We start from the raw sequence: 25111 nt of genomic DNA, 5'->3' as shown, positions 1-25111 counted from the left end.
ACGGACCGGCAGTGACACCACGCCACTACCAGGCGGCCGGAGACTCTCGTGCAATCGACCCATGACCTCGACACCCGTCATCGACGTTGACCGTCTCAACCTGAGCTACGGCGACTTCCACGCCGTGAAGAACCTGTCTTTCCAGGTGGAGAAAGGAGAGCTCTACGCGCTGCTCGGCACGAATGGGGCCGGCAAGACCTCGACCCTGGAAACAGTGGAAGGCCACCGCACGGCCGACTCAGGCACCGTGCGCGTCTTCGGCCACAGCCCGCGCGACCGGCGGGCCGTGCGTTCCCGGATCGGCATCATGCTGCAGGAGAGCGGTTTCTCGTCAGACCTGACGGTGAAGGAGTCGGTCCAGCTGATCGGCACGCTCTCCCAGCGCACCGACACGGTCGAGCGCGTGCTCGACATCGTCGACCTGAGGCGCAAGGCCGACACCAAGGTGTCCCATCTCTCCGGCGGCGAGAAGCGGCGTCTGGACTTCGCCACCGCCGTCTACGGCACACCCGAGCTGATCTTCCTTGATGAGCCGACCACCGGTCTGGACATCCATTCCCGGGACGACCTGTGGCGGGCGGTGGACAAGCTGCGCGAGGACGGCTCCACCGTCGTGCTGACCACGCACTATCTGGAGGAGGCGCAGCAGCACGCCGACCGTATCGGGCTCATGCACAAGGGCGTCTTCCACCAGGAAGGGACTGTCTCCGAGCTCACCCGAACCCTGCCGGCCACCATCCGCTTCACCTTGGCAACCCCCGCACCAGCGGATCTACCGCTGCTGGGCAGGAGCGACGGCGAGGGGAGGTTCCTGATCGAGACCTTCGACCTGCCGCACGACCTCTACATCCTGCTCGGCTGGGCGCACGCCAACGAAGCTGAACTGCGCGAACTCGAGGCCGGGCCGACCCGGCTCGACGACGTCTTCCGCAAGATCAGCGGCGTCTGAATCCCCCAAGACGCCCCGGCCGGATCCGCCGCGCATTCGGCGCCCTGCCGCCGGAACCCCACAAGAACCTCACAGGAAAGAACCCTCACGATGCTCCCCATCGCTCTCAGCGAGCTGAAGCAGATCTTCCGTAACCGGCTGGTGCTGCTGACCAGTTTCGTCATCCCGATCGTGCCGTGCGCGTTCTTCGTCTACCAGAATGAGATCTTCGCCGACCTGGGCAGCCTCGGGTACATCGCCGCCGTGGTGATGTTCACGGTGACAGCCTTCGGGCTCTACACGACCGTCGTGACCACGCTGGCCTCGCGCCGCCAAAGTCTCTTCCTCAAGCGGCTGCGCTCCACCCCGACGAGCGACGCTGGGATCCTCGTCGGGCTGACACTCCCGGTCACCCTCCTAGCGATCGTGCAGGTGGTGGCGATCCTCACCGTACTGGCCGCGGTCACCGGCGCGCCGGCCAGCCTCCCGCTGCTGGCAGTAGCGGTCCTGTCCACGGTGGCCATGATGCTCGCCCTGGGCCTGGCCACGGCGGGACTGACGAACTCCCCCGAACATGCCCAGGTGACCACCCTGCCCGTCAGTCTCGGCGCCATCGGCGTCTCCACCTGGGTAGGGATCACCGGCACCACGGAGCTCACCCAGCTCAAGCGGCTCCTCCCCGGCGGCTCCGCCACCGAACTCGCCCTCAACGCCTGGAACGGCGGCGTACCCGCAGCGGACTCCCTGCCACTGCTGCTGCCCACACTGGCCTGGGTCGTCGTCGCCGTCGCGCTGGCTTCCCGCATGTTCCGCTGGGAACCGCGCCGCTGACCCCGCCGCCCACCCGTGGTCCGCATTCCTGACAGTGCGCCGCCGAACCTGTCTCCGCGCGAACGTCGCCGCCCTTCCCGCCCCTGACCCCAGCGCGGGGCCGTGCGCCCCAGACCGCCTCTTCTCTCGCTCTGTCACTGAGAGGTCGTCTTCTCCCGTCGTTTCGTCCCTGGATCCAGATTGGGCACCGCGATGTCGGGTCACGCCAGGAGATGGCGGGCTTCGCCGGTGAGGCGGCGGGCCATGAGGTCAGTCATGGCGAGGTGGATCATGGCTTCGGAGCGGGCCGGGAGGGTCTCGTAATCGCGGGCCGGGCGGCGGTTCAGCATCAGCCAGCCGTAAGTGTGCTCCACGGCCCAGCGTTTGGGTATGGGGGTGAATCCCCTGGTCCCGGGCGTACGGGCGCTCATCTCCATGTCGATGCCGAGGCTGGCGGCGTGCTCGACGAAGTGCTTGCGGTAGCCGTCGCCCACCCAGGTCGTGCGGATCGTGGGGTGGTCAGCGGCGACCCGGTCGAGCAGGCGGGTGCCGGCGTTGGAGTCCTGGACGCTGGCCCCGGCGACCAGGACCGCGAACAGGAGGCCGAGCGTATCGGTGACGATGCAAGACCAATGGACAACTGCAGTGCGACGGGACATGAGAGGCCGCCCCAGCAGCGGAAACGATCCTCGGCTGACTGGGAAGCGATCTTCAACCGCTTCTGTCCCGCCTGGTCAGAGACAGTCGTGAGCACCCCACAGAAGAACCCCGAACCTGGTACCAGGTTCGGGGTTCTTCGTCGTCGCAGGATGTGCAACTCCGCTCCCGGAGCAGATCGCGTGCGATCATGCTCGCGGGGCGCGTCTTCCGCCCCGTCGCGCGCGAGCGCCCTGCCCCTGCGCGCGAGATGCAGGAGCAGGGCGCTCGTTCACGTCAGGTCAAGAACCGACAAGTTGACGCAGCACGTACTGCATGATGCCGCCGTTGCGGTAGTAGTCGGCCTCGCCGGGGGTGTCGATGCGGACGACCGCGTCGAACTCCACGCCCGTGTCGGTGGTGACCTTCACCGTGCGCGGCGTGGTGCCCTCGTCGAGCTCGGTGACGCCGGTGATGGAGAGGGTCTCCTCACCGGTCAGGCTGAGGGACTCCGCCGAGGCGCCCTCGGGGAACTGCAGCGGGAGCACGCCCATGCCGATGAGGTTCGAGCGGTGGATCCGCTCGTACGACTCGGCGATGACGGCCTTGACGCCGAGGAGCGCGGTGCCCTTCGCCGCCCAGTCGCGAGACGAGCCGGAGCCGTACTCCTTGCCGGCCAGGACGACCAGCGGGATGCCCTGCGCAATGTAGTTGCGCGAGGCGTCGTAGATGAAGGAGACCGGCGCGCCTTCGCCTTCGGCGGACCGGGTGAAGTCGCGGGTGTAGCCGCCTTCGGTGCCCGGCGCGATCTGGTTGCGCAGGCGGATGTTGGCGAACGTGCCGCGGATCATGACCTCGTGGTTACCGCGGCGCGAGCCGTAGGAGTTGAAGTCACGACGCTCCACACCGTGCTCGGTGAGGTACTTCCCGGCCGGGGTGTCGGCCTTGATGGCGCCGGCCGGGGAGATGTGGTCGGTGGTGACCGAGTCGCCGAGCTTGGCCAGGACGCGGGCGCCCGCGATGTCGGAGACCGGGGTGGTCTCCATCGTCATGCCCTCGAAGTACGGGGGCTTGCGGACGTACGTCGACTCGGCGTCCCACTCGAAGGTGTTGCCGGTCGGGATCGGCAGCGCCTGCCACTGGGCGTCGCCCGCGAAGACGTCCTGGTAGGACTTGTTGAACATGTCTTCGCCGATGGCGTTCGCCACGACGTCGTTGACCTCGGCCTCGGACGGCCAGATGTCCTTCAGGTAGACCGGGTTGCCCTCGCTGTCGGTGCCGAGCGCGTCACGGGTGATGTCCACCTTCATGGAGCCCGCGAGGGCGTACGCGACGACCAGCGGCGGGGACGCCAGGTAGTTCATCTTGACGTCGGGGTTGATCCGGCCCTCGAAGTTGCGGTTGCCGGACAGCACCGACGTCACGGCGAGGTCGTGCTCGTTGACGGCCTTCGACACCTCCTCCGGCAGCGGGCCGGAGTTGCCGATGCAGGTGGTGCAGCCGTACCCGACGAGGTTGAAGCCGACCTTGTCGAGGTACGGGGTGAGGCCCGCCTTGTCGAAGTAGTCGGTGACGACCTTGGAACCCGGGGCGAGGGTGGTCTTCACCCACGGCTTGCGGGTCAGGCCCTTCTCGACCGCCTTCTTGGCCACCAGCGCGGCGGCGACCATGACGTACGGGTTCGACGTGTTGGTGCAGGAGGTGATCGCGGCGACGGTGACGGCGCCGTGGTCGATCGTGTAGGTCGTGCCGTCAGGGGCGGTGACCGTGGTCGGGCGGGACGGCACGCCGTCCGCCGTGGCCGGGGAGTCGGAGGCCGGGAAGGACTCCTTGCCCGCCTCGTCGGCGTCGTCGACGTAGTTGCGGACGTCCTGCGTGAACTGCTGCGCGGCGTTCGCGAGGACGATGCGGTCCTGCGGACGCTTCGGGCCGGCGATCGAGGGGACGACGGTGGAGAGGTCGAGCTCCAGCTTCTCGGAGAAGTCGGGCTCGGCGGCCGGGTCCAGCCAGAGTCCCTGCTCCTTGGCGTACGCCTCGACCAGCGCGACCTGCTGCTCGCTGCGGCCGGTCAGGCGCAGGTAGTTCAGGGTCTCGCCGTCGATCGGGAAGATGGCGGCGGTGGAGCCGAACTCCGGCGACATGTTGCCGATGGTGGCGCGGTTCGCGAGCGAGGTGGCGGCGACGCCCTCACCGTAGAACTCGACGAACTTGCCGACGACACCGTGCTTGCGGAGCATCTCGGTGATGGTGAGCACGAGGTCGGTGGCGGTGGTGCCGGGCTGGAGCTCACCGGTGAGCTTGAAGCCGACGACGCGCGGGATGAGCATCGACACCGGCTGGCCGAGCATGGCGGCCTCGGCCTCGATGCCGCCGACGCCCCAGCCCAGCACACCGAGGCCGTTGACCATGGTGGTGTGCGAGTCGGTGCCGACGAGGGTGTCGGGGTACGCCTGGCCGCCCCGGACCATGACCGTGCGGGCCAGGTGCTCGATGTTCACCTGGTGGACGATGCCGGTGCCCGGCGGGACGACCTTGAACTCGTCGAAGGCCGTCTGGCCCCAGCGCAGGAACTGGTAGCGCTCCTTGTTGCGGCCGTACTCCAGCTCGACGTTCTGCGCGAAGGAGTCCGGCGTGCCGAACTTGTCGGCGATGACGGAGTGGTCGATGACCAGCTCGGCCGGAGCCAGCGGGTTGATCTTCGCCGGGTCGCCGCCGAGCTCCTTCACGGCCTCGCGCATCGTGGCGAGGTCCACGACGCACGGCACGCCGGTGAAGTCCTGCATGATCACGCGGGCCGGGGTGAACTGGATCTCCTGGCTCGGCTGCGCCTGCGAGTCCCAGCCACCGAGCGCCCGGATGTGGTCGGCGGTGATGTTCGCGCCGTCCTCGGTGCGGAGCAGGTTCTCCAGCAGGACCTTGAGGCTGTAAGGGAGGCGCGCGGAGCCCTCGACCTTGTCCAGCCTGAAGATCTCGTACGACTCGTCGCCCACCCGCAGCGTGGCACGGGCGTCGAAGCTGTTCGCCGACACGACAGTCTCCTTCATCAATGTGCGCGTTCTTACCGCATCCTGCCGCCAGCGGCTCTCGCCGATCCGCTAAGGTGAGGCTCAGTTAGGTAACCCTTACCGATTACCTCGGGACAGAAGGCGTTGCGGTACGTCTTCGGTATTTATCTCGATGTCGAGATAACTCTAGTACATCACCGCTGCGCGGTCATGCCCGGATACCAGTTGACCGCTCTCATGCCCATCGAGGCGCTTACTCGGCGAACCCGGCCGTTCGGCCTGCTGTCTCAGTCAACCTCGTCGTGTGGGCGATCGCACTGGGGGTGCTGGGCGGCTGTACCGGCTGGGGTGGATCTTGCGGGACCGTACGTCGAGCTGTCGTACGTGGACGCCGTACATCAGCGGCAGCGCCCGCTGCCGAGGGCGCCTCCCAGCCGTTCCGGCTGCACCGGCACGAGGGCGAGCGGGAGCGCCGGCATGCACCGGAGTACCTCATGCGCCACGCGAACGGCTCGGCGGTGGCCGTCGATGAACCGCGTGCCGAGCGCGGTGTACCGGCGACGGCTGCACCGAGGTCACCGAACGCGCCCGCTCCCACGGCGCCGAATCATCGCCGGCGGATCCTCCGTCACGGCGGCGATCCTGGGGGGTACCGGCAAGGCGTGCGCCTACGCGTCTACCGAGCCCCCCGGCGGCCCCGCAGAACACGGGCATCGTCGGCCAGGAGTGCGTTCTCCCGCAGGCCCGGTTCCACCCGGAGCGTTCTCGTGAACCAGTCGCCGTAGCGGACGCCCAGAAACGGGGCCGACGCGCCGTGCAGCAGAACGCTCAGACCCACGGTCACGGCGATGACCCCGCTCACCAGTTCCACCCCTGGCAGGTGCTCCTCGAAGGCGATCAGACCGAAAACCAGGGAGGCGAGCCCACGAGGACCGAACCAGCCGATATATCCGACCGAGGCAGGGCGCAGGCCCGTACCGATCAGGGCGAGAGCGACCGGCAGCATCCGGCACGCCGTCAAGCTGATCACCGCGTAGACCACCATCTGCCACCTCAGATGCTGCAGTACCGGCCCCAGGATGACCGCACCGAAGACCAGGAAGCTCACCGAGGCCAGCAGGAGGCCGAGCCGGTCGGTGAATTGCACGCTCTGCAGCGGATCCGAGCCTTCCGGCCCCGCTCCTCGGCCGGAAGGCGCCCCGCGCAGACGGCTCCCGAAAGCCAGGCCGGCGATCCAGGCGCCGATGAACCCGCTTCCTTCGGCCGCCACACACACGCCGTAGGCCATGACCGGAACCGCGAGCGTCAGGAACTGCCGCCAGTCAGGGCTGCTCCGGCCCTGCACGACCGACCAACGCAGCACGCTCGCCCCGCCCCACCCGGCCACCAGTCCGACCGCACCGCTCAGCAGCAGCGCCCGGAGGAAGGTCACCGCGACGTCCGGATGCCCTTGGCTCTCACCTGCCGCCGCCAGCGCGAGAACGAAGAACGGAAGCACCAAACCGTCGTTCAGACCCGATTCGACCTTCAGACCGCCGCGGACCAGTGCCGGGACCCGCTCGTTGGAGACGGCCTGCTGCCCGAGCGCGGCATCCGTCGGAGCCAGGACGACGGCGACAAGCGCCAGCTCCCACACACCAAGTCCGGGCAGCAGAGGCCAGGCAAGCAGCCAGCCCAGCGCCATCGTGGCGGGCAGGCCGACCAGGAGGAGTCGCACCGGCAGGAACTCCTCCCTGCGCAGGTCCGGGATCCTGATCGCCGCCGCGTCCGTGAACAGCACGAGGATCAGCGCACTCTCCAAGAGCGCCCGGGTGACCGCCGGGTCCCGGTTCCGGTCCAGCAGGTCCAGCCCCAGCGGCCCGATCGCCAGGCCGGACACCACGAACACCAGGGGCGCGGAGAGCACAGTGGTCGACAGTCGCCGGGAGAGCGCCCCGTAGCCGGCGACCACGCCACCGATCACCACCACACCCCACTGGCTCATCGGCGCTCCTTCACACGGGACACGGGACACGGGACACGGGACACGGGACACGGGCCATGGGCCATGGGCCATGGGCCGGACAGTGGCACCCGGGCGACGCGCCACGTGCCCGACCGTGCCGTCACGCCTCACACAGGGGCGCGAGCCATCACTCTAAGTGGCCACCGGGTGGGGATGCGGTCACCACGGCGTGCGCGCCGAACTCGGCGCCGCCGGCGCGCGGAGAGACCTGCGGTCCGTGGCAGCACGGAGGACGGGTTCGTCCGGGTGTGCTTCCGCCCGGGGACGAGGGGTCGGTTCACGGAGTTCATGGGACACCCGCTCGGTGGTCACCCGTGCGAGCGCTGCCGCGCGTCCCAGCACGTCGAGCATTCCCCGGAGAAGGAGAGCCGGTCGTCGACCGCCTCGCCCAGGAAAGCCATCCTGGGGAGGCTGCGACACCTGCCGAGCCGGTTCGTCCGCTCACCGTCGAGGCGGAGCTCGCCGACTGGGCGGAGCCGGTCGACGCCAGCCTGTCCACCGTCCGTGGACGAGCAGCGGCCGGTGCGCCCCGGCTCCGCCCCACGATCGCACCTCCTTACGGTGGTGCCTTCCTCGACCGCCGGTCGTGTCGGCGTCGTCCGGCCCTTCCGATACCGAGCGGCACGAGATAGTAGACGGCGACGGCGAGGTACCCAACGACGGCCGCGACCGGTACGAAGAGACCCAGAACGATCATGACAACGTAGCCGATGAGTCCGGGCGTGAGGCGTTCGGTCAGAACCTGGACGTCTCCCTCGTCCGCATCGCGGCGGACCAGCCCTCTGTGAACCGCGTACCGCCAGAACAGGGAGAGCAACGCGGAGGTCGCCAGGAGGGAGAGACCGTAGAAGGTGGTGGCGACGCGCTCCGAGTTGCCCTCGCGGATGTACTCGGCCAGCAGTCTGGTCGGAAACGGCAGGAAGGCGACCGCGAGCATCAGCAGCAGGTTCAGGCGCATCAACCAGAGGTCCGCGCGTTCGAGGTACTCGGTGATGACCGAGTGGGCCAACCAGATCGCCCCGATCGTGGCGAAGCTCGCCAAGTAGCCGAGGTAGGAGGGCCACTGCTCGAAGATGGCGTGCAGCAGGCGCGTCGCCCCGGGGGGAACAGCGATTTCGAGGACGAGCAGCGTGCCGGCGATGGTGAAGATGCCGTCGCTGAACGCCTCCAACCGGGCAGTCCGGAGCCGACGGCGGGGCTGCTCCTCATCCATCCCTTCCTCTGCCATGACCGGAGTGTGGCAGCTCTGCCCTGGGGCGCCCCGCAGGCGAGCGGCCGCCACGGGGCCCGTGTCGCGCCATCTCACCGAGGTCATCCGGCTGCCGCCTGCCATGGGATCGGCCGCGTGTCGCTGCCGAGGAACGACCAGGATGGGCATCGCCGGTCAGGGAGCGACCACGGAGCGCAAGAGCCGCCGTTCCACGGATCCCGCGATGCTCCCCACGTGGGCGGAATCGGCCCGGGCGGCAACTCGACGAGCAGCAAGGCGAGTTCTGTCTCACTCTCGGCGGGCTCCGCGGCAGAGCCGGGGCGTCGTCGCTCACCTCCGCGTCGACAGCGTGGCTGCGTCCGACGTCTCCTCCGCAGCGTCCACCACCCGGCGTCCACCGAGTCCCCACGTCGTCGGCGGCTGTTCGGTCCTCGGCCCGTTCGGCACACGGTTCCTGCATTCCTTCAGGTACAGACGGTCCGACGACCATGCACCCAGGCCTGCCCGGCCAGATGGACGGCACCTACCCGTAATCGCTCCCCCCGTGGGCTAGGCTCACATGTGCGAATCATGGCCCACGCGGACCGGTACGACCGACGCGTGGAGCGACGTGACGAGGGGGCGAGCGATGGCTGATCCGAAGGGACCCGGGGATCTCCGGGCGAAGAGCGACCACCTCACCAGGCTGGCCGATGACCTCGACGACATGCAGGGCCAGTTGGACCAGCAGGTCAGACGCATGGACGCCATCGTCGACACCATCGAGGCGGGCTGGCGGGGCCCCGCGGGTACGGCCTACCGGGACTTCCACAGGGCGGCGGCAGAGGACGCCGTGCGCATCCGTGAAGTGATGAAGGTCCTGGAGGCGGCCGTTCGCATGAGTCGGGACGGTTTCACCCAGACCGAGCTGGACGTGCTCGACAGCCTCCGCAAAGTCCGCGTCGACGTCGACAGCGAGGTGGATCGGCTCTCCACCCCGCACACGGACCCGGCGGAGCCCACGCGCCCGCGGAGTGGACTCGACACGTTGTGACAGCCGACCGCCACCACCGTTCCGGTACGGAGCCGCACACCCGCGGGGGACACGGGGAATCATGCCGCCAGACACCAACGACGACCACATAACCGTAAGCCTCGCCACCCTCCAGCACCTCGCCGGTGAGCTGGAGGACATCCTCAAGAAGCTCAACGCCGGCCTCGACGCTCTCTACGACCGCGTGGAGCCGGTCGTCCTGTCATGGAACGGGGAGGCGCGCGAGGCCTTCGTCGACAAGCTCGACGAGTGGAACCGCAGCGCCCAGGACCTGCAGGCCGCCCAGAAGTGGCTGCACGAGTGCGTGACGACCGGCCACACCAACTACGCGGCAGCGCACCGTGCGGTACTGCGAGGCTGGGGAGGGGCGCCGTGAGCATCCCGCCACCACCGCCGTCCCAGGGCGGCGGCACCATCGACGTCAAGCCGTCCACGCTGCACCAGGTGGCCGGCGGCTTCGCCGGCCAGCAGACGCCGTACGACAAGGCGGCGAAGACCCTCCTCACCAAGCTCAAGGAGTACCCGGACGCGGGCGGCTACGGTACGGCGTCCCAGGCTTTCGCCGCCTCGTACCTGAAGGTGGGCAACCGCTTCCTCGAGGTGTGGGCCAGGTCCGTTGCCAGCATCGGGGGCGCGGCGGTCGGGTTCGCCGTCACCGCCAACAACTACTCGCGGGCGGAGGCGGCCAACGACGCCTCCGGCAAGACGAAGGCCCAGACCCAGCCACCACCCGTCGTCATCGACAAGGTGCCGGACTACGGCTCGGTCCCGGACCTGAAGTGGGGTGACGACGACGGCGGCGACGATTTCATCCGCTCGCTGCTGGAATGGGTCCCGGACCTCCTCTGGGACGTCATCCGCCCGTTGCTCGAGCACGCCTTCCGCTGGGGCAAGGTCGCCGAGGTCTACCCGTTTCCGCAGCAGCACTACCTCAACTCGCTGTCCCAGGCGTGGGCGGACACGACCATCTCGCTGTCGATGACGGAGAGCGGCCTCACCGGTCTCGTCAGCAGCATCACCCAGCAGAGCAACAGCGAGTGGTACGACGCGATGCGGGCCTTCTGCAGCTCGCTGTGGGGGACGACCGCCTGGGGCGGCAGCACGGCGAACTACGAGTGGAAGCACGACTCGTCGGCGAACCGCACTGCGAGCCATCCGGTCATGACCGTCCTGTTCGATACCGCGAAGAAGGTCAGCGACCTGCTGCGCGACTTCGCGGAGGCCGCGGTCGACTTGAACGGGAAGGTCTGGGACATCTACATGAAGGCGGTCCGGCAGGCCGTCGGAAACGTCGACCTGAGCGACGGGGTCGACCTCAAAGACCTCAAGGAGGGCGCGAAGGGGGTCGGCCGCTTCCTCAAGGGGTTGGCCAAGGGCGGTGCCGAACTCAGTGCCGAGATCACCCTCAGCATCGATACCGCTGCCCTGAACGCCGTCGTGGAGGAGTACAACCGGCGGGTCAACGCGCTCGTCCCCCAGCTGGACAAGCTGTCGAGCGCCCTGGAAGAGGCACACCGCAGCGCTCCCACGTACGCGGCGGAGGAGGCCCGGGCCGAGGCCTTCGGCGCCCGAGCGCTCAACGACTTCAAGAACGAGCACCGCTACACCACGGACGACGACGAGAAGAACCACTTCTACGCCGTGGATCTCGCGAACGCGGAGGGCCTCTACGGAGGCCACAGCGTGGACAAGCACGTCGGAAAGACGGACGAACAGCTCGCGCAGCGGCTCCGGGACCAGCAAGTGGTCCGCCCCGATGGTTCCGTACGGCCCGAGGCGGCCTCGTCGTTCAAGGACCTGGCTTCGGCGCAGCGCCTGACCCAGTCGACGCTGGACGACATCGGGAACGCGGAGAAGATCGAGCGGTGGCTCGATCGGCTGGAGAGGCAGCCGGTCGCGAACGAGAGGTCGACCCTGACCCTCGACAAGACCTACGCCGATGTCACGGGCCGGACCGTCACCCGCGACAGCTACGACAGGGACGGCCTGCGGGCGAGCGGAAGCGATACGCACGGTGTCAACGTCGTCCTGCGGTACAAGAGGGGCCTGGTGCCACCGTTTATCGTGCTCACGTCCATGCCGACCGCCTAGCGGGACGGCTCGCGGAGTACACCAGCGACCAGAACCGGAGAGGAACACCCAGCGGCCGTGACTACCTACACCGGCGCAGTCTTCAACAACGGGGCGGTGGCGAGGCTCGTCGACGTGGCCGTCGCCGCGGCCGGCCGGACGCCGTTCGCCGACGAGCTCGCGCGCTTCAACCGGACGCTGGCCGACTCGCCCACGGCCAATTGGGCGATGCCGAGCGCGACCCTGTCCGCCCTCCTCGACCTCATCGCACAGGAGCTGGAGGCCCGGCCGGAGACGCCCCTCCCGCAGGGCTTTGCCGAGCGGCTCGCCGCTGCGGCGGGCAGTCGGGGCGGTCCCCGCTTCCTGAAGGACACAGCGCGGGCGCTGAGGGAGGGACAGCGCCGGGGCATCCCCCGCTTCGACGAGTTGCCGATGTCCCCGTGGGAGGCCGAGCTGCGCTTCTCCGGCCTGCGGGACTTCTCCTGGTGGGTCGAGTCCGACGAGTACGACTCGTTCGAGGAGGGGGTGGTCGCAGGAGTGACCAGCGAGCACCCGGACGGCTGCGCCTTCCTCCTCCCCCGCTTGGCCCAGGAGTTGCACACGGCGCTCCTCATCGGTGCCGACACCGAGTCCGGCATGAGCCTGCGCGCGGTCGTCCCCTGGGCCACGCCGCCCGTCCTGAGCGAGATCCTGCGAGTGGCGTCCGCCCACCTCCTCGAAGCCCACTGAGCCCGTCCACGTCCCCCTCTGACCCGTCCGTCCCCTCCACGACAAGGCAGTCACCGTGCCGGCATCTCCCCCCGTCCGCACCAGGAGCTCGACCTATCCCGACCGCGAGACCGCCCAGTGGGCCACCCAGGAGGTCGTCACGGCCAACGAACAGCTGATCCACCGCTGGCTCGCACGGTCGACCCGGCCCCGACTGACCATCGAGGCGTCCTGGCCGTCGCGCCCCCGACCGGTGGGCCGGGTTCTGTTGCAGGCGATGATGCTGGCGGGCCGTGATCCCATCGACGTGAGGGCCGCGCGGGTGGTCCTGAGGCGGGAGCCGTCGAGCCCGCACGGCTTCGTCGTGCACGCCACCTTCCCGATCCATCTCTAGCCGCCTGATCCCCGCACCCGCAAAGGCTCCCGCACATGCCCATGAAGCCCCTCGAACACGACCGTCGCTACGGAGAGCTGGACCAGGTCCTCCGCGCGTACGCGGGCCAGCCGGCCGACGACACCGAGGACAGACCGAGCGTCGCCCTGACCGCCTACTTGCGCCACACCTGGCACACCCGTCCCGCGGCCCTGGCCGTCGCCGAGACCCAGCTGCGTGAGTACGCCCGCAACCCTCCCGGCCGGCTCCGCCTCAAGCTCGGGGAGTTCTACCCGGTCCCGGACGTCGGCCTGCCCGAACCCGAGGTCCGGGACTGGCTGTTCGTTCTCGCCACGCACATCAGGCGGAGCATCGAGGAGGGCGAGGTACCGCCCCCGTCTGCGCCGGTCACGCACTGGGAGTGGCACGCGCGTTTCCCCGAGCTCGCGCAGTTCCTCGGCGGCTGGTTCTCACAGGACATGCCGGACGAGTTCGAGGACCACGACGCGGCCGTGGCGCACTACGCGGCAGCGGCGGATCCCCAGCTCGTGGCCCGTCTGGTCGGAGAAGTGCACGAACTACTCACTCTCGGCCTCGAAGAGTCCGACTGTGCCCTGGCGCTGACCGAGTTGGGCATGGAGGTCGATCCTCCCGCACCGTACGGCCCGAGCGGCTGGCTCGCGCAGGTCGCCGACCGGCTGGGCGGTCCCCGGGCGGAGTACGGGTCCCCGCGTCCCTGAGACGTGCGGCGAGCCGGAGCGACGGACCGTGGGCCGTCCGGAGGGGGTGACCGCGACCGAGCCGGGGGCCGCTGCTCGAAGTGGTTCCGGTGCGGTCACGGCGTCCGGGATCTACAGGTGGCCTGATCCGTCCCCCAGAATGGGCCGGTGACCACCACCGAATCACCCGCGAGCGAGAGGGCCGAGCACCGGCGCGTGCGCTGGCTCGAGCTCTTCTTCGATCTCGTCTTCGTCGCCTTCGCAGCCCAGTTGTCCCACTCCCTGCACGGTGACCCGAGCCCGCAGGACTTCGCCGTCTTCCTCGCGCTGTACTTCCCACCGTGGTGGATGTGGATCAACTTCACCGTTTCGGCGAACCTCTTCGAGGACGACAGCGCCCGTCGCCGGCTGCTGATGCTCTCCGCGATGGCCTGCCTGGCCCTCATGGCCGCCGCCGTGCCCGAGGCCACGGGGGACCGCGGTCCGGCGTACGCGCTGGGGTACGCCGGGACCCGGCTCGTACTGCTGGGGTTGTGGTGGCCGGCCACCCGGTTCCCGGAGCCGCTCCGCGTACCGAAGTGGCGTCCGCTCAGCTATTCCCTCGCGTCGGGGGTGCTGTGGGCGGTCTCGGCATTCGTCCCGGCGCCGGCGCGGTACGTGATGTGGGCGCTGCTGATCGTCGCCGAGATGGTGCTGCTCCTGAGTGCCCGGGGCCGAGGGATCCCGGGACAATTGCACACCGGGCACCTGGTGGAACGCGTGGGGCTCTTCGTGATCATCGTGCTGGGCGAATCGGTGCTGGCCCTGATCACGTCGGCCGACCACACGTGGACGACCGAAGCGGGCGTCGTCGCCGTGCTCGGGTTCGTCCTCCTCGCCGCTCTCTGGTGGTCGTACTTCGACTTCGGCACGGTGTCGGCCGAGCTGATGCTCGGCTCGGTCAGGGGCCGTGAGGCCTACCTCCTCGCCCGTGACGTGGCCGGGTTCCTGCACTTCTTCGTGACCGCTTCGGTGATCGCCGTCGCGGCCGGGCTCGCCACGGCAGTCGACGAGGCCGGGCACCCCCACCTCGCCCCGGGCGCGGTCCTCGCCCTCGCCGGCGGATTGGCGCTGTACCACTTCACCCACGCCTGCATCGCGCTGCGCTACCGCAGGCCGGTGGCGAGCGTGGCGATCTGGGCCGTGCCCGGCGTCGGCATCCCCGTACTGGTCATCGCCTTCGCCGATCACCTGGCTGCTCCCTGGCTCGTGGTCCTGATCCTCGGCGCCGAGGCGATCGCCCATCTCCTGTACGCGGCGGCGAAGGCGCGCTACCGGCGCGCGCAAGACGCGCCGTGACACGGGCACCGGACGCGGGCGGCAGCCAGCCCGTAGGTGCCACCACGGGGCGTGGGGTCGCGTGCGGCCGGTCGGATCCGCGATCAGGGGAGGGGCCGGCGGCGGTCTTCCTCCGCGTGCCGGCGGACGACCGTTTCGAGGTAGTCCATGCGGGGTCCGGGGACACCCACCAGTTCGGCCGCGGAACGAACGAGCAGGATGCGGTCAAACTCCGGCTGGTGCCCGTGGGCCGTCTCCGCGGACACCAGGGCGGAGAACCGTTCATGCAGCTCGGCGGGCGGGCGGCTCGGGGCGCGGAAGAGGAATCCGACGTTGCCGTACTCCCCGCGCGTCACGCACCACAGGGCCAGGTCCTCGGCCGGTGTGTCCACTCCCGTCTCCTCCACGAGCTCCCGCGCCGCATGGCGGCGGAGGCCGGCCACGTCGAGCGGTTCACCCTGACCGGGCGGCTCCATGGAACCGCCGGGAAGCTGAATCCGGCCGGGAACGACCGTCGACGACGACATGCGCCCCACCAGCAGGCGTCCGTCATCCGACGGTTGCACCACGCCGACGAACACCGAGGCCACCGGAGGTGCGCCGGGAACCACGCGCAAAGCGCGGTAGCGGTAGCTCGCCCTCGCCCACGACAGGACCAGGGTGTCCGAGCCCTCCCCTTCCAGCCCCGTGCACGCGACGACCGGTCCGTCGAACAGGTTCGGATTGGCCTCGACCGCCTCGCTCCAGGCACGGTCCATGGCACGCCGGTGCTCGATCGACAGTCGGGGCGGCCGACCTTCGGTGAAGAGGATCCGCCGAGCTTCGAACAGTTCCACACCGGACGCGCGCTGCCGTGGCTGGGTCACCGGTCGATGCTTTCACAGGGGGTCCACGGCGGCCGGCATGCTCAGCGGTTGGGGAACGGTCTTCCTTCCCGCCGCATCGGACGACCTCGGGTGGCGGCCGACCGACCGACGGCTGCATCCGCGGCCGCGTCGGTGCGCGGTACCGGCAGTCGATGTCTGCAGCCGCCGAGAGGTTCACTGCCGCCCTGTTCACGTGGAAGGCGTGGCAGGAGGCCCCCTGGGGCCGCCCGCGCTACGCGGTCGGCGCGGCGAACCTGCAGCGCCGCCTCGATGAGGTGGCGGACGTGCCGCTGCGCGTCCTCGACCTGGCCGGCGGGGACGGTGACGATGCCGTGCGTCTCGCCGCCCGGGGGCATCACGTCACGATCGTCGACCACGCCCCGCCATGCTCGCAGCGGCGGGCGAGCGTGCGACAGCCAGGGGTCTGGCGGAGCCGGTCGCCTGCGTCCGGGCAGATGTGCACGCGCTGCCGGCCGGCCTCGGTGGGGGCGGCTTCGACCTGGTCCTGTGCCACGGCCTCCTCCCGTACGTGGACGATGCCCGGCGGACACTCGCCGCGGCCCTCGCCCCGTTACGAATGACCGACAGGGTCTCGATATCACTCCAGGGCCAGCGCATCACCCGATTTGCCCCTTTTTTTATCGTGATGGACCATCAAGACAGCGCATCACCCGGACGGCCCACCCCCATTGGACGTCTCATCTCATATACGAGATAGCCTTCCCCCATGGCAGACGACTACCTCGTACGCATCGGCAAGCTCATCCGTGACGCCCGTCAGCACCGGGGCTGGACACAAGCGCAACTTGCCGAGGCTCTCGGTACCAGCCAGAGCGCGGTCAACCGCATTGAACGCGGCAACCAGAACATCAGTCTTGAGATGATCGCCCGCATCGGTGAGGCGCTCGACAGCGAAATCGTCTCGCTCGGCTACGCCGGTCCCATGCATCTGCGCGTCGTCGGCCGCCGCCGACTCTCCGGCGCCATCGACGTCAAGACCAGCAAGAACGCCTGTGTCGCGCTGCTCTGCGCCTCCCTGCTGAACAAGGGCCGCACGGTCCTCCGCCGCGTCGCACGGATCGAAGAGGTCTACCGCCTGCTGGAGGTCCTCAACTCCATCGGCGTGCGCGCCCGCTGGATCAACGGCGGCACGGACCTGGAAATCGTCCCTCCCGCGCACCTCGACATGGATGCGATCGACGCCGAGGCCGCGCGCCGGACCAGGTCGATCATCATGTTCCTGGGACCGCTGCTCCATCGGCTGGACCGGTTCCGTCTGCCCTACGCGGGCGGCTGCGACCTCGGCACCCGCACCATCGAGCCGCACATGATCGCACTGCGCCGCTTCGGCCTCGACATCACCGCGACCGAGGGTCTCTACCATGCCGTCGTCGACCGATCGACGGCTCCGGACCGACCGATCGTCCTGACCGAGCGGGGCGACACGGTCACGGAGAACGCGCTGCTGGCCGCCGCCCGCCACGACGGCGTCACCGTCATCCGCAACGCCTCCTCCAACTACATGGTTCAGGACCTGTGCTTCTTCCTGGAGGCCCTGGGCGTACGCATCGACGGCATCGGTACGACGACGCTGACGGTGCACGGCCTGGCCACCATCGACGTGGACGTCGACTACTCCCCCTCGGAGGACCCGGTCGAGGCCATGAGCCTGATCGCCGCAGCCGTGGTCACCGAGTCCCAGCTGACGATCCGCCGAGTGCCGATCGAGTTCCTGGAGATCGAGCTCGCGGTCCTGGAGGAGATGGGCCTCGACCACGACCGGACGCCGGAGTACAGCGCCGACAACGGTCGCACGAGGCTGGTGGACCTGACCGTACGCCCCTCCAAGCTGGAGGCGCCGATCGACAAGATCCACCCCATGCCCTTCCCGGGCCTCAACATCGACAACGTGCCGTTCTTCGCGGCCATCGCCGCCGTGGCCCAGGGCCAGACCCTCATCCACGACTGGGTCTACGACAACCGCGCCATCTACCTCACGGACCTGAACCGCCTCGGTGGCCGACTCCAACTCCTCGACCCGCACCGCGTCCTGGTCGAGGGCCCGACCCGCTGGCGGGCCGCCGAGATGATGTGTCCACCCGCGCTGCGTCCCGCCGTGGTGGTCCTGCTGGCGATGATGGCGGCCGAGGGCACCTCGGTGCTGCGCAACGTGTACGTCATCAACCGTGGATACGAGGAGCTGGCGGAGCGCCTCAACTCGGTGGGCGCGCAGATCGAGACGTTCCGGGACATCTGAAGGCCCACGGAAAAGGCGCCGTCACACCTCTTCCGAACTGCGTGCACGCGAGTCAAAAGAGAGCATGGCGGCGCCTCTGGGACTTTCCTCGGCCTCTTGGTCGGCACGGAAGGCATCGTCTTCTGGGGCGGAGCGGGCCCAGGAAAGGGGTCAGGTCGGGACCATTCCCGGTGCACTGCGCGCGTGCGCACCCCCAGAGCGTCAGACGGGAACCATGCAGGCACGTCCTTCAGCCCACGGCGCCCCGCCCCGCGCCGATGGACCTCTCTGGCACGGATGTCGAAGATCTCGAGCTGTTCCGGACCGGCGGCGGTCGCGTCCATTCGGGGCACTGTCATGGCTCTCCCTGAGTGACTGCACGGAATGGCGCCAGGGCACAGCCCTTGCCCATGGAATATTCGATCCTTGAAAAGAGGCCGTCGCGAGTGTTGGGCACGAAGGGCAGCTCCTACGTTCTGCATGCTCCTGAGGGGTCGCCAGGAAGTTCTTACGACATTCCTTCTGGTGAAATCTGAACGGACTGCTTTTCTGTCCCGGCATTTCCAGCAGGCCTTGCACTCATGGAGAGGAAAGCAGGAATGAAGAAGCTCGCTTGGGCTGCCCGGGGAATCTCGGCAGTGTCCGGAGCCCTGCTCGCCGGGGTCCTGGTGGCCCCGTCCGCGGTTGCGGACAGCGACCCGTTCGCTTCCGCCCTGGAACTGGCCAGCACCCTCCAGTCGAACCACGGGGGGAGCAAGTGCGGGGCGTTCGCCCGTGACTTCGACTCCGACCTCGTGGACGACCCGGCCAGCACCTTGTTCGGGACGGAGTTCCGTACGGCCACGGACCGTTGGGGCCACGCGTTCCTCAACGACAGCCGGAACCCGGGCGTCTGGGTCAACCTCGGGCTCGTCCCGGGTGCACCGGGCTGCGTGGCGAAGGCCGACGTGGCGGTCTCCGAGGCCAACCCCGGCCAACTGGTCCTCCACCTGCTGACCGACAGGGGTTACGTCCACCGCGCCCAGTGCGTCACCGACGGGACAGCGTTCTCCTCGGCGACCATCGTCGCGGCGTGCAGCCCCGGATTCCTCCCGCTTCCGGGCGCTCCGGTCGGATAAACGCATCGCGTCGACCCTTCGTGCGCCTGTCCGGAGGGCAGCAGGAATTCCGGGGAGGACGCGACAGCGAGGCCGGTCACCCGACGGTGACCGGCCTCGCTTTCCGTTTCCCTTCGACGAATACCGCAGGCAGGAGCGCGCGAGCGGTCACCTCGGACGAAGACAGCGGAAAGGCCCGGGCGCGGATCCCCCGGCGGTCGCCGTTCCTCCGCGCACCTTGGCACCAGGTGACGCATCGCCCTCGCACTTCACAGCGGGCACCGGCCCCGTCGCCGCCAGCGCCGGCCGCGAGGGGCATCAGCGCCGGCCCCGAGTCCCTCAGCGCTTTCCCTGGACCGTCCGGCCGTTGAGCCGCGCGATGTCCGCGGGCCGCACCTGGATGACCGTGAGGGCGATCAGCGCTGCAACGGCGGTGAAGATCGCCGCGATGGTGAATGCGGTGGAGATCCCGCTCGTGAGGACCTCGTCTGCCCAGGGCGGCGGCAACCGGCCGGTCCGCTGGAGTTCCAGGCGTTCCCTCGGTGTCGCCTGGGCGAGGAAGTCCGGGATCTGCTTGGCCGCCTCGTGAGCGCTGGCGGTGCCGAACACCGTGACCAGGATGGACAGCCCGAGGGAGCCGCCGATCTGCTGGCTGGTGTTGAGCAGACCGGACGCCGCGCCGGTTTCCGGTGACGGCACGTTCGACAGCGCCGTCAGGGCCAGCGAGACGAACTGCGTGCCCATGCCGAGGCTGAAGACGAGCATCGGCCCGAGGACGCTGCCGAGGTACGTGGAGTGGACGTCGATGAACGTGAGCCAGGACAAGCCCGCCGTCGCGAGCAGCGCTCCGGTCACCATGAAGGGCTTCGGACCGAACTTCGGCAGCAGCCGCGAGGTCACGTTGGCGCCGGTCGCGATGAGCACGCTGACGGGCAGGAAGGCGAGTCCCGCACGCAGGGGACTGAAGCCGAGGACACCCTGGACGAAGAGCGTCAGGAAGAAGAACATGCCGAACATCGCGGCGGCGAGGCTGAGCATCATCCCGTACGTGCCCGCCCGGTTGCGGTCGGCGAACATGTGCAGGGGCGTGATCGGCTGCCGGGACCGAGTCTCCACCAGGACGAAGACGGTGAGGACGGCGATCGCCGCGATGAAGGACGTCACGGTGACGGGGTCGCCCCAGCCCTCCTGCGCGGCCCGGATGAAGCCGTAGACCAGCAGGACCATCCCGAGCGTGCAGGTCAGCGCACCCGGCGCGTCGAAGTGACCTGGACGGCGCTCGGACTCCGCGATGTAGCGCCGGGCGGCGAGGGCGATGAGCACCCCGATCGGGACGTTCACGAAGAACACCCAGCGCCAGTCGAGCCATTCGACGATCACACCGCCCGCGAGCAGGCCGATGGCACCGCCGCCCGCGGACACCGCGGCGAACACGCCGAACGCACGGTTGCGCTCGGGGCCCTCCTTGAACGTCGTGCTGATGAGGGCGAGGGCGGTGGGCGAGGCGACGGCGCCTCCGCATCCTTGGAGGGCGCGCGCGGCGAGGAGTTGTCCCGCGTCCTGGGCGAGGCCACCGAGCAGCGAGGCGAGGACGAACAGCAGCACGCCGAAGACGAACACCCGGCGGCGGCCCAGGATGTCGCCGGCCCGGCCGCCGAGGAGCAGGAGGCCGCCGAAGGTGAGCGTATAGGCGTTGACGACCCAGGACAGGCTGGTGGTCGAGAAGTTCAACGCGGTCTGGATGTGCGGCAGTGCGATGTTCACGATGGTGATGTCGAGGACGACCATCAACTGGCACGAGGCAATGACCAGGAGCGCGATCCCGCGGCCCGCGCCCGGGTCGGGGGCGGGGGCCTGCGGCACGGGAGTCGGCTGAGGCGTGGTCATGGCACGGCGCCCTCGACGGAGGGTCGGCGGGCGGCTCCTGAGGGTCGGCAGCGGTACCGCCCATCTCTCGACCGTAAGCCTGTCGCAACACAGCCACCAGTCGATCACCCAGGGTCGCGGGGAGCCTGGCCAGGGGGGTGCGGAGGAGGTCACACAACGCCTCGGCGGCCGTTGCCGCCCTCAGCGGGTGCCGAGCGTGCGCCGGGCCCGCGGCTGCTCCGCCGGCTCGTTCCCGGACTGCGCCCACAGGGAGCGGACGTGCCCGAGGTGACGGGCCATGCACTCCTCGGCGGCCGCCTCGTCGCCCGCCACCATCAGGTCGAGCAGCACGTGGTGCTCCTCGGCTGAGGACACCAGCAGGCCGAGTTCGTCGAGCTTGTTCAGCCCGTAGAGACGGGAGCGCTTGCGCAGGTCGCCCACCGTCTCGACCAGTCGGTCGTTCCCGGCGAGCCCGAGCAGGCCGAGGTGGAAGCGCCGGTCAGCGTCAAGGTAGCCGATGAGGTCGTGGTCCCTGGCGCGTTCCACGATCTCCTCGGCGACCGGCCGCAACTCCTCGAGCTGCTCCACGGTCGCCAGCTGGGTGACCCGACCGATGGTCGGCACTTCGATCAGGGCGCGCAGTTCGTAGTACTGGTCGAGATCACGCTCGCTGACCTCGGTGATGCGGAAACCCTTGTTGCGCACGGGCTCGACGAGACCTTCCCGGGCGAGATCCAGCATGGCTTCGCGCACCGGCGTGGCCGAGATGCCGAAGTCCGCGGCGAGCCCGGGAGCGGAGTAGACGTTGCCCGGGCGGAGTTCACCGGCGACCAGGGCGGCGCGCAAGGCATGGGCGACCTGGTCACGCAGCCGCTCCTGGGCCGTGATCAGGTTGATCTGCTTGAGTTCCCCCATGACAACCTCCGTGAATCCGAGAGGTGCCAGCGTACAATGTCACGTTGCGCCAGGGTCGCGTGTCGCCGCTGCCCTGTGGACAACCGCGGCCACGGCCAGATCCTCCCAGGCCATGCCCACACTCTTGAAAAGCCGGGGCCGACCCTCGGCCCGCCCAGCGCGTCCCAGGACGAGGTCGGCGAGCGTTCCGGCGAGGTGCCGGGGGCCGATCGCTCCTTCCGCCTGGGGAATCAGCAGGTCTCCCGCCTCGGTCGCCGCCACCGTCCGCGCTTCGGCGTAGACCGCCGACCGCCGCACCAGCGCCGTATCGGTCTCGCGCGCATCCGGTTCGTGCGAACCGACCGCGACCACCGTGGCGCGGTCCGGGACGAGCCGGCCGTCGAACAGCGGCTCGCGGGCGCTGGTGCAGCAGATGACGAGGTCGGCGTCCGCCACGTCCCGCGGGACACCCGCGCGGGCGTCGACGTCCCGCGCCCTGGCGTGGGCGACCAGGGTCTCGGCCGTCTCCCGGTGGCGGGAGACAACCGTCAGCCGCCCCAACCCTCGTTCCTGGTGCACCGCTTCCAGGTGCGCGTACGCCTGCGGGCCGGCCCCGAAGATCACGGTGTGCGCCAGGTGCGCAGGGGACGCCAGGTGGCGCAGGGCGACGACCGAGACGGCGGGTGTCCGCAGGGCCGTCAGCGCCGCTCCGTCCAGCACGGCCAGCGGGAGCAGCGTCCGGCCGTCGAACAACAGGTGACTGCCGGTGATCCGGCGTAGCCCTCGTCCCGGGTTGGCAGGGGCGACGCCGGCGATCTTCACTCCGGCGTACGCACCGGACGCGGCCGGCATCAACAGCAACTGGCCCGCAGGGACGTCGACCTGCACGCGGGGCGGACAACGCTCGGGGTCGAAGCCGTCCCTGAGCGCCGCCTCCACGGCGTCGGCGGCGGCCCTCGGCTCGACCAGCCGCGCGATGTCCTCGGCGTCCAGGTGCAGGACGCCTCGCGGGCCGTCCGGTGAGCCGCTCACCGCGCTCGGCCCCCGTGCCGGACGGTGCCTGCGTGTCCCGGGTCGTCCCCACTCACAGCAGGAAGCCCGTCGCGAGAGCGTCGTGGGGGTCGCGGACGAAGGTGTGCTCACCGGTGCGGTGGGCGTTCCCGCTGACCTCCGTGATGACGCCCTCGTCCGTCCACGAGACCGCGCGGCCGGTGAGGACCGTGCCGATGACGGACTCGTGGTGCAGGACGTCACCCGGGCCGAGTCTGCCGTCCTCGGCGAGCAGTGCGATCCGGGCGGAGGTCCCGGAACCGCAGGGCGACCGGTCGATCTGGCCGTCGGCGAAGACGGTCACGTTGACCTGGGCGGGCCCCGCCGGGGTGTCGGGCAGTTCCTCGTGGAGGACCACACCGTAGACACCGGACAGCAGGGGGCCGTCAGGGTGCCACGTGGCGGGGTGCCCGGCGAGCGCGGCGCGGATCTCCTGCGCGGCGCGCACGAGCAGCGGCAGCGAAGCCAGGTCCACGTCGAGACCGAGCTGGGCGGCGGGCACCGAGGCGTAGCAGGCTCCGGCGTGCGCGACGTCGACGTCCGCAGTGCCGAAGCCGGTGGCGACCGGGACCTTCCGGGCGGTGACCCGGGTGGCGACGTTGCGGAAGGCGATGGACGTGGTGCGGCCGTGTTCACGGCGGACCGTGGCGGTGACCCGTCCGGACGGCACATCGACGCGGACAACCACGGAGCCGTCGCGGGGCGCGTCGACCCGTCCGCTGTCCACCGCCCAGGCGCCGAGCGCGAGGGTGCCGTGGCCGCATGCGGTGGAGTAGCCGTCCTTGTGCCAGAACAGCACGCCGAAGTGGGCTCCTTCGTCATCGGGCGGAACGACGAAGCCGCCGTACATCCCTGCGTGTCCACGCGGCTCCTGCACCAGGAGGCGGCGTACGTCGTCGAGCGGACCGGGGCGCGGCGCGGTGCTGGAGCCGCCGGGGCCGATGGCGTTCGCGCAGCGCTCTGCCACGGTGTCGCCGGGGACCGGCGGCAGCCCGTCGGCGACGATCCGGAAAGGCTCCCCGGCGGTGTGGTAATCGATGGTGCGGACGACGGCGGCGTTCGGGGCGGTCGGCCACGTCTGCGGCACGGACGACGCCGGCGGATCGGACGGGGTCACAGCAGGAATCCTCCGGGGAACGGGTCGGACGGGTCCAGGAAGAACTGGGCCGTGCCCGTGATCCAGGCGCGGCCGGTGACAGTGGGCACGACGGCGGGCAGTCCGCCGACCGTTGTCTCCCCGACGAGCCGTCCGGTGAACTCCGTGCCGATGAAGGACTCGTTGACGAAGTCCCGGCCGACGGCGAGTTCACCGCGGGCGTGCAACTGCGCCATGCGGGCACTCGTGCCCGTGCCGCACGGAGAACGGTCGAACCAGCCCGGGTGGATGACCATGGCGTGCCGGGAACGAAGGGCGTCGGAACCCGGAGCCGCGAGGTAGACGTGTTTCACGCCGCTGATGCCCGGGTCCTCGGGGTGCAGGGGCCGGGCGGTGGCGTTGATGGCGTCCATCACGGCCAGCCCCGCGGCGAGGAGGTCGTCCTTGCGGGTGCGGTCGAAGGGCAGGCCGAGTGCCTCCAGGGAGACGATGGCGTAGAAGTTGCCGCCGTATGCCATGTCATAGGTGACCGTGCCGTGTCCTTCCACATCGACCTTCTGGTCGAGGCCGAGGCAGAACGATGCGACGTTGGTGAGGGTGACGGAGCTGGCCACGCCGTCCTCGACCCGTACGTCGACGCTCACCAGCCCGGCCGGAGTGTCGAGGCGAACCGTGGTGACCGGCTCGATGACGGGGACCATCCCGGTCTCGACGAGCACGGTGGCGACGCCGATGGTGCCGTGTCCGCACATCGGCAGCAGCCCGGACACCTCGATGTACAGGACGCCGTAGTCGGCGTCCGGGCGGGTGGACGGCTGGAGGATCGCCCCGCTCATCGCGGAGTGGCCGCGCGGTTCGTACATCAGGAGCGTGCGGACGTGGTCCAGGTGCTCGGTGAAGTGCTGCCGGCGTTCGGCCATGGTGGCGCCGGGGATCACCCCCACGCCGCCGGTGATGACGCGGGTCGGCATGCCCTCGGTGTGTGAGTCGACGGCGTGGTAGACGTGGCGGGTGCGCATCGGGTGGTCCCCTTCTCGCTGCGGTGGTTCGGGCTCCGGCCGGGTTCCGGACAGCGGACGACGGGCGTGGGCGCAGCGCCGGCGCGCGGCCGACGGGTCACGTGGTGCCGGTTCGCGGAGTACTGGTTCGCGGAGCACCGAATCGCGGAGTGCGCCGGGTGGCCCGCCGGTTG

21 protein-coding genes and 1 pseudogene are annotated in these 25111 nt (G+C 69.7%); 12 read left to right on the top strand and 10 right to left on the bottom strand.

Translation table 11 applies throughout. The features are described 5' to 3' along the window. Nucleotides 1-61: 61 nt before the first annotated feature. Both ACFXOM_RS08790 and ACFXOM_RS08785 read left to right on the top strand, forming a co-directional pair. Nucleotides 62-949, top strand: a complete 888-nt coding sequence (locus ACFXOM_RS08790; RefSeq protein WP_384947594.1) for an ABC transporter ATP-binding protein — start codon at nt 62-64, stop codon at nt 947-949. 90 nt (nt 950-1039) lie between these two features. After that, on the top strand, nt 1040-1759 hold the full coding sequence (locus tag ACFXOM_RS08785; RefSeq protein WP_384947591.1) for an ABC transporter permease: 720 nt from the start codon (nt 1040-1042) through the stop codon (nt 1757-1759). A gap of 166 nt (nt 1760-1925) precedes the next feature. Here ACFXOM_RS08785 and ACFXOM_RS08780 read toward each other — a convergent pair. The 4 genes and pseudogenes from ACFXOM_RS08780 to ACFXOM_RS08765 form a co-directional block, all read right to left on the bottom strand. Continuing rightward, nucleotides 1926-2364 (bottom strand): annotated as a pseudogene (locus ACFXOM_RS08780) (transposase); the annotation flags it as partial. A gap of 312 nt (nt 2365-2676) precedes the next feature. After that, entirely contained in the window at nt 2677-5403 is a 2727-nt protein-coding gene (acnA, locus tag ACFXOM_RS08775) for an aconitate hydratase AcnA (RefSeq protein WP_385037463.1), read from the bottom strand. A gap of 652 nt (nt 5404-6055) precedes the next feature. Then, nucleotides 6056-7363, bottom strand: a complete 1308-nt coding sequence (locus ACFXOM_RS08770) for a cation:proton antiporter (protein WP_384947588.1) — start codon at nt 7361-7363, stop codon at nt 6056-6058. A 577-nt stretch (nt 7364-7940) separates the two neighbouring features. Further along, the gene (locus ACFXOM_RS08765; RefSeq protein ID WP_384933536.1) at nt 7941-8612 is read right to left on the bottom strand and encodes a TMEM175 family protein; all 672 of its coding nucleotides are present in this window, start codon (nt 8610-8612) and stop codon (nt 7941-7943) included. A 610-nt stretch (nt 8613-9222) separates the two neighbouring features. Between ACFXOM_RS08765 and ACFXOM_RS08760 the strand changes: the two genes are divergently transcribed. The 7 genes from ACFXOM_RS08760 (at nt 9223) to ACFXOM_RS08730 (ending at nt 14835) form a co-directional block, all read left to right on the top strand. Next, nucleotides 9223-9627, top strand: a complete 405-nt coding sequence (locus ACFXOM_RS08760) for a WXG100 family type VII secretion target (RefSeq protein WP_385037460.1) — start codon at nt 9223-9225, stop codon at nt 9625-9627. Nucleotides 9628-9688: 61 nt separating this feature from the next. Further along, a complete protein-coding gene (locus ACFXOM_RS08755; RefSeq protein ID WP_384933541.1) occupies nt 9689-10003 on the top strand; it encodes a WXG100 family type VII secretion target in 315 nt (104 codons plus the stop codon). Beyond that, nucleotides 10000-11718, top strand: a complete 1719-nt coding sequence (locus tag ACFXOM_RS08750; protein WP_385037457.1) for an RNase A-like domain-containing protein — start codon at nt 10000-10002, stop codon at nt 11716-11718. The genes ACFXOM_RS08755 and ACFXOM_RS08750 overlap by 4 nt, the downstream gene beginning before the upstream one ends. A 57-nt stretch (nt 11719-11775) precedes the next feature. After that, on the top strand, nt 11776-12426 hold the full coding sequence (locus ACFXOM_RS08745) for a hypothetical protein (protein WP_384933547.1): 651 nt from the start codon (nt 11776-11778) through the stop codon (nt 12424-12426). Nucleotides 12427-12481: 55 nt separating this feature from the next. Next, nucleotides 12482-12799 (top strand): RNase A-like domain-containing protein, encoded by a 318-nt coding sequence (locus ACFXOM_RS08740; RefSeq protein ID WP_384933549.1) that lies wholly within the window; start codon nt 12482-12484, stop codon nt 12797-12799. Between the two features lie 35 nt (nt 12800-12834). Beyond that, nucleotides 12835-13518, top strand: coding sequence for a contact-dependent growth inhibition system immunity protein (locus ACFXOM_RS08735; protein ID WP_384947582.1), 684 nt, complete (start codon nt 12835-12837; stop codon nt 13516-13518). Nucleotides 13519-13665: 147 nt separating this feature from the next. Further along, a complete protein-coding gene (locus ACFXOM_RS08730; RefSeq protein ID WP_385037455.1) occupies nt 13666-14835 on the top strand; it encodes a low temperature requirement protein A in 1170 nt (389 codons plus the stop codon). A gap of 83 nt (nt 14836-14918) precedes the next feature. Here the strand turns inward: ACFXOM_RS08730 and ACFXOM_RS08725 are convergent, their stop codons facing one another. Then, nucleotides 14919-15680, bottom strand: a complete 762-nt coding sequence (locus tag ACFXOM_RS08725; protein ID WP_384933556.1) for an NUDIX hydrolase — start codon at nt 15678-15680, stop codon at nt 14919-14921. Nucleotides 15681-16065: 385 nt separating this feature from the next. Between ACFXOM_RS08725 and ACFXOM_RS08720 the strand changes: the two genes are divergently transcribed. The 3 genes from ACFXOM_RS08720 (at nt 16066) to ACFXOM_RS08710 (ending at nt 19034) form a co-directional block, all read left to right on the top strand. Next, nucleotides 16066-16398 (top strand): class I SAM-dependent methyltransferase, encoded by a 333-nt coding sequence (locus tag ACFXOM_RS08720; protein ID WP_384933559.1) that lies wholly within the window; start codon nt 16066-16068, stop codon nt 16396-16398. Nucleotides 16399-16407: 9 nt separating this feature from the next. Further along, entirely contained in the window at nt 16408-17937 is a 1530-nt protein-coding gene (locus ACFXOM_RS08715; protein ID WP_384933562.1) for a helix-turn-helix domain-containing protein, read from the top strand. A gap of 578 nt (nt 17938-18515) precedes the next feature. Then, entirely contained in the window at nt 18516-19034 is a 519-nt protein-coding gene (locus ACFXOM_RS08710; protein WP_385037452.1) for a hypothetical protein, read from the top strand. Nucleotides 19035-19352: 318 nt separating this feature from the next. On the opposite strand, the gene ACFXOM_RS08705 is transcribed toward ACFXOM_RS08710, so the two are convergent. From ACFXOM_RS08705 to ACFXOM_RS08685, 5 genes are all read right to left on the bottom strand, one after another. Beyond that, complete coding sequence (locus ACFXOM_RS08705) at nt 19353-20900, bottom strand: MFS transporter (protein WP_384933568.1); 1548 nt, start codon at nt 20898-20900, stop codon at nt 19353-19355. A gap of 180 nt (nt 20901-21080) precedes the next feature. After that, on the bottom strand, nt 21081-21794 hold the full coding sequence (locus ACFXOM_RS08700) for a GntR family transcriptional regulator (protein WP_384933571.1): 714 nt from the start codon (nt 21792-21794) through the stop codon (nt 21081-21083). A 39-nt stretch (nt 21795-21833) separates the two neighbouring features. Further along, entirely contained in the window at nt 21834-22805 is a 972-nt protein-coding gene (locus ACFXOM_RS08695) for an ornithine cyclodeaminase family protein (protein WP_385037449.1), read from the bottom strand. Nucleotides 22806-22857: 52 nt separating this feature from the next. Further along, entirely contained in the window at nt 22858-23910 is a 1053-nt protein-coding gene (locus ACFXOM_RS08690; RefSeq protein ID WP_384933653.1) for a proline racemase family protein, read from the bottom strand. Nucleotides 23911-23936: 26 nt separating this feature from the next. After that, nucleotides 23937-24938, bottom strand: coding sequence for a proline racemase family protein (locus ACFXOM_RS08685; RefSeq protein WP_384947577.1), 1002 nt, complete (start codon nt 24936-24938; stop codon nt 23937-23939). Nucleotides 24939-25111: the final 173 nt, after the last annotated feature.

Source organism: Streptomyces sp. NPDC059169, from assembly GCF_042755225.1.
Lineage (GTDB): Bacteria > Actinomycetota > Actinomycetes > Streptomycetales > Streptomycetaceae > Streptomyces.
The sequence above is the reverse complement of the archived record's forward strand: the minus strand, read 5'-3'. Positions and strand labels throughout refer to the sequence as shown.

What these genes read in the sequence shown, in the direction of transcription:
- ACFXOM_RS08735 (WP_384947582.1), top strand. Translation starts at nt 12,835, where the DNA reads ATGCCCATGAAGCCCCTCGAACACGACCGTCGCTACGGAGAGCTGGAC.
- ACFXOM_RS08790 (WP_384947594.1), top strand. Translation starts at nt 62, where the DNA reads ATGACCTCGACACCCGTCATCGACGTTGACCGTCTCAACCTGAGCTAC.
- ACFXOM_RS08720 (WP_384933559.1), top strand. Translation starts at nt 16,066, where the DNA reads ATGCTCGCAGCGGCGGGCGAGCGTGCGACAGCCAGGGGTCTGGCGGAG.
- ACFXOM_RS08760 (WP_385037460.1), top strand. Translation starts at nt 9,223, where the DNA reads ATGGCTGATCCGAAGGGACCCGGGGATCTCCGGGCGAAGAGCGACCAC.
- ACFXOM_RS08785 (WP_384947591.1), top strand. Translation starts at nt 1,040, where the DNA reads ATGCTCCCCATCGCTCTCAGCGAGCTGAAGCAGATCTTCCGTAACCGG.
- ACFXOM_RS08685 (WP_384947577.1), bottom strand. Translation starts at nt 24,938, where the DNA reads ATGCGCACCCGCCACGTCTACCACGCCGTCGACTCACACACCGAGGGC.
- ACFXOM_RS08765 (WP_384933536.1), bottom strand. Translation starts at nt 8,612, where the DNA reads ATGGCAGAGGAAGGGATGGATGAGGAGCAGCCCCGCCGTCGGCTCCGG.
- ACFXOM_RS08715 (WP_384933562.1), top strand. Translation starts at nt 16,408, where the DNA reads ATGGCAGACGACTACCTCGTACGCATCGGCAAGCTCATCCGTGACGCC.
- ACFXOM_RS08755 (WP_384933541.1), top strand. Translation starts at nt 9,689, where the DNA reads ATGCCGCCAGACACCAACGACGACCACATAACCGTAAGCCTCGCCACC.
- ACFXOM_RS08700 (WP_384933571.1), bottom strand. Translation starts at nt 21,794, where the DNA reads ATGGGGGAACTCAAGCAGATCAACCTGATCACGGCCCAGGAGCGGCTG.
- ACFXOM_RS08770 (WP_384947588.1), bottom strand. Translation starts at nt 7,363, where the DNA reads ATGAGCCAGTGGGGTGTGGTGGTGATCGGTGGCGTGGTCGCCGGCTAC.
- ACFXOM_RS08710 (WP_385037452.1), top strand. Translation starts at nt 18,516, where the DNA reads ATGAAGAAGCTCGCTTGGGCTGCCCGGGGAATCTCGGCAGTGTCCGGA.
- ACFXOM_RS08705 (WP_384933568.1), bottom strand. Translation starts at nt 20,900, where the DNA reads ATGACCACGCCTCAGCCGACTCCCGTGCCGCAGGCCCCCGCCCCCGAC.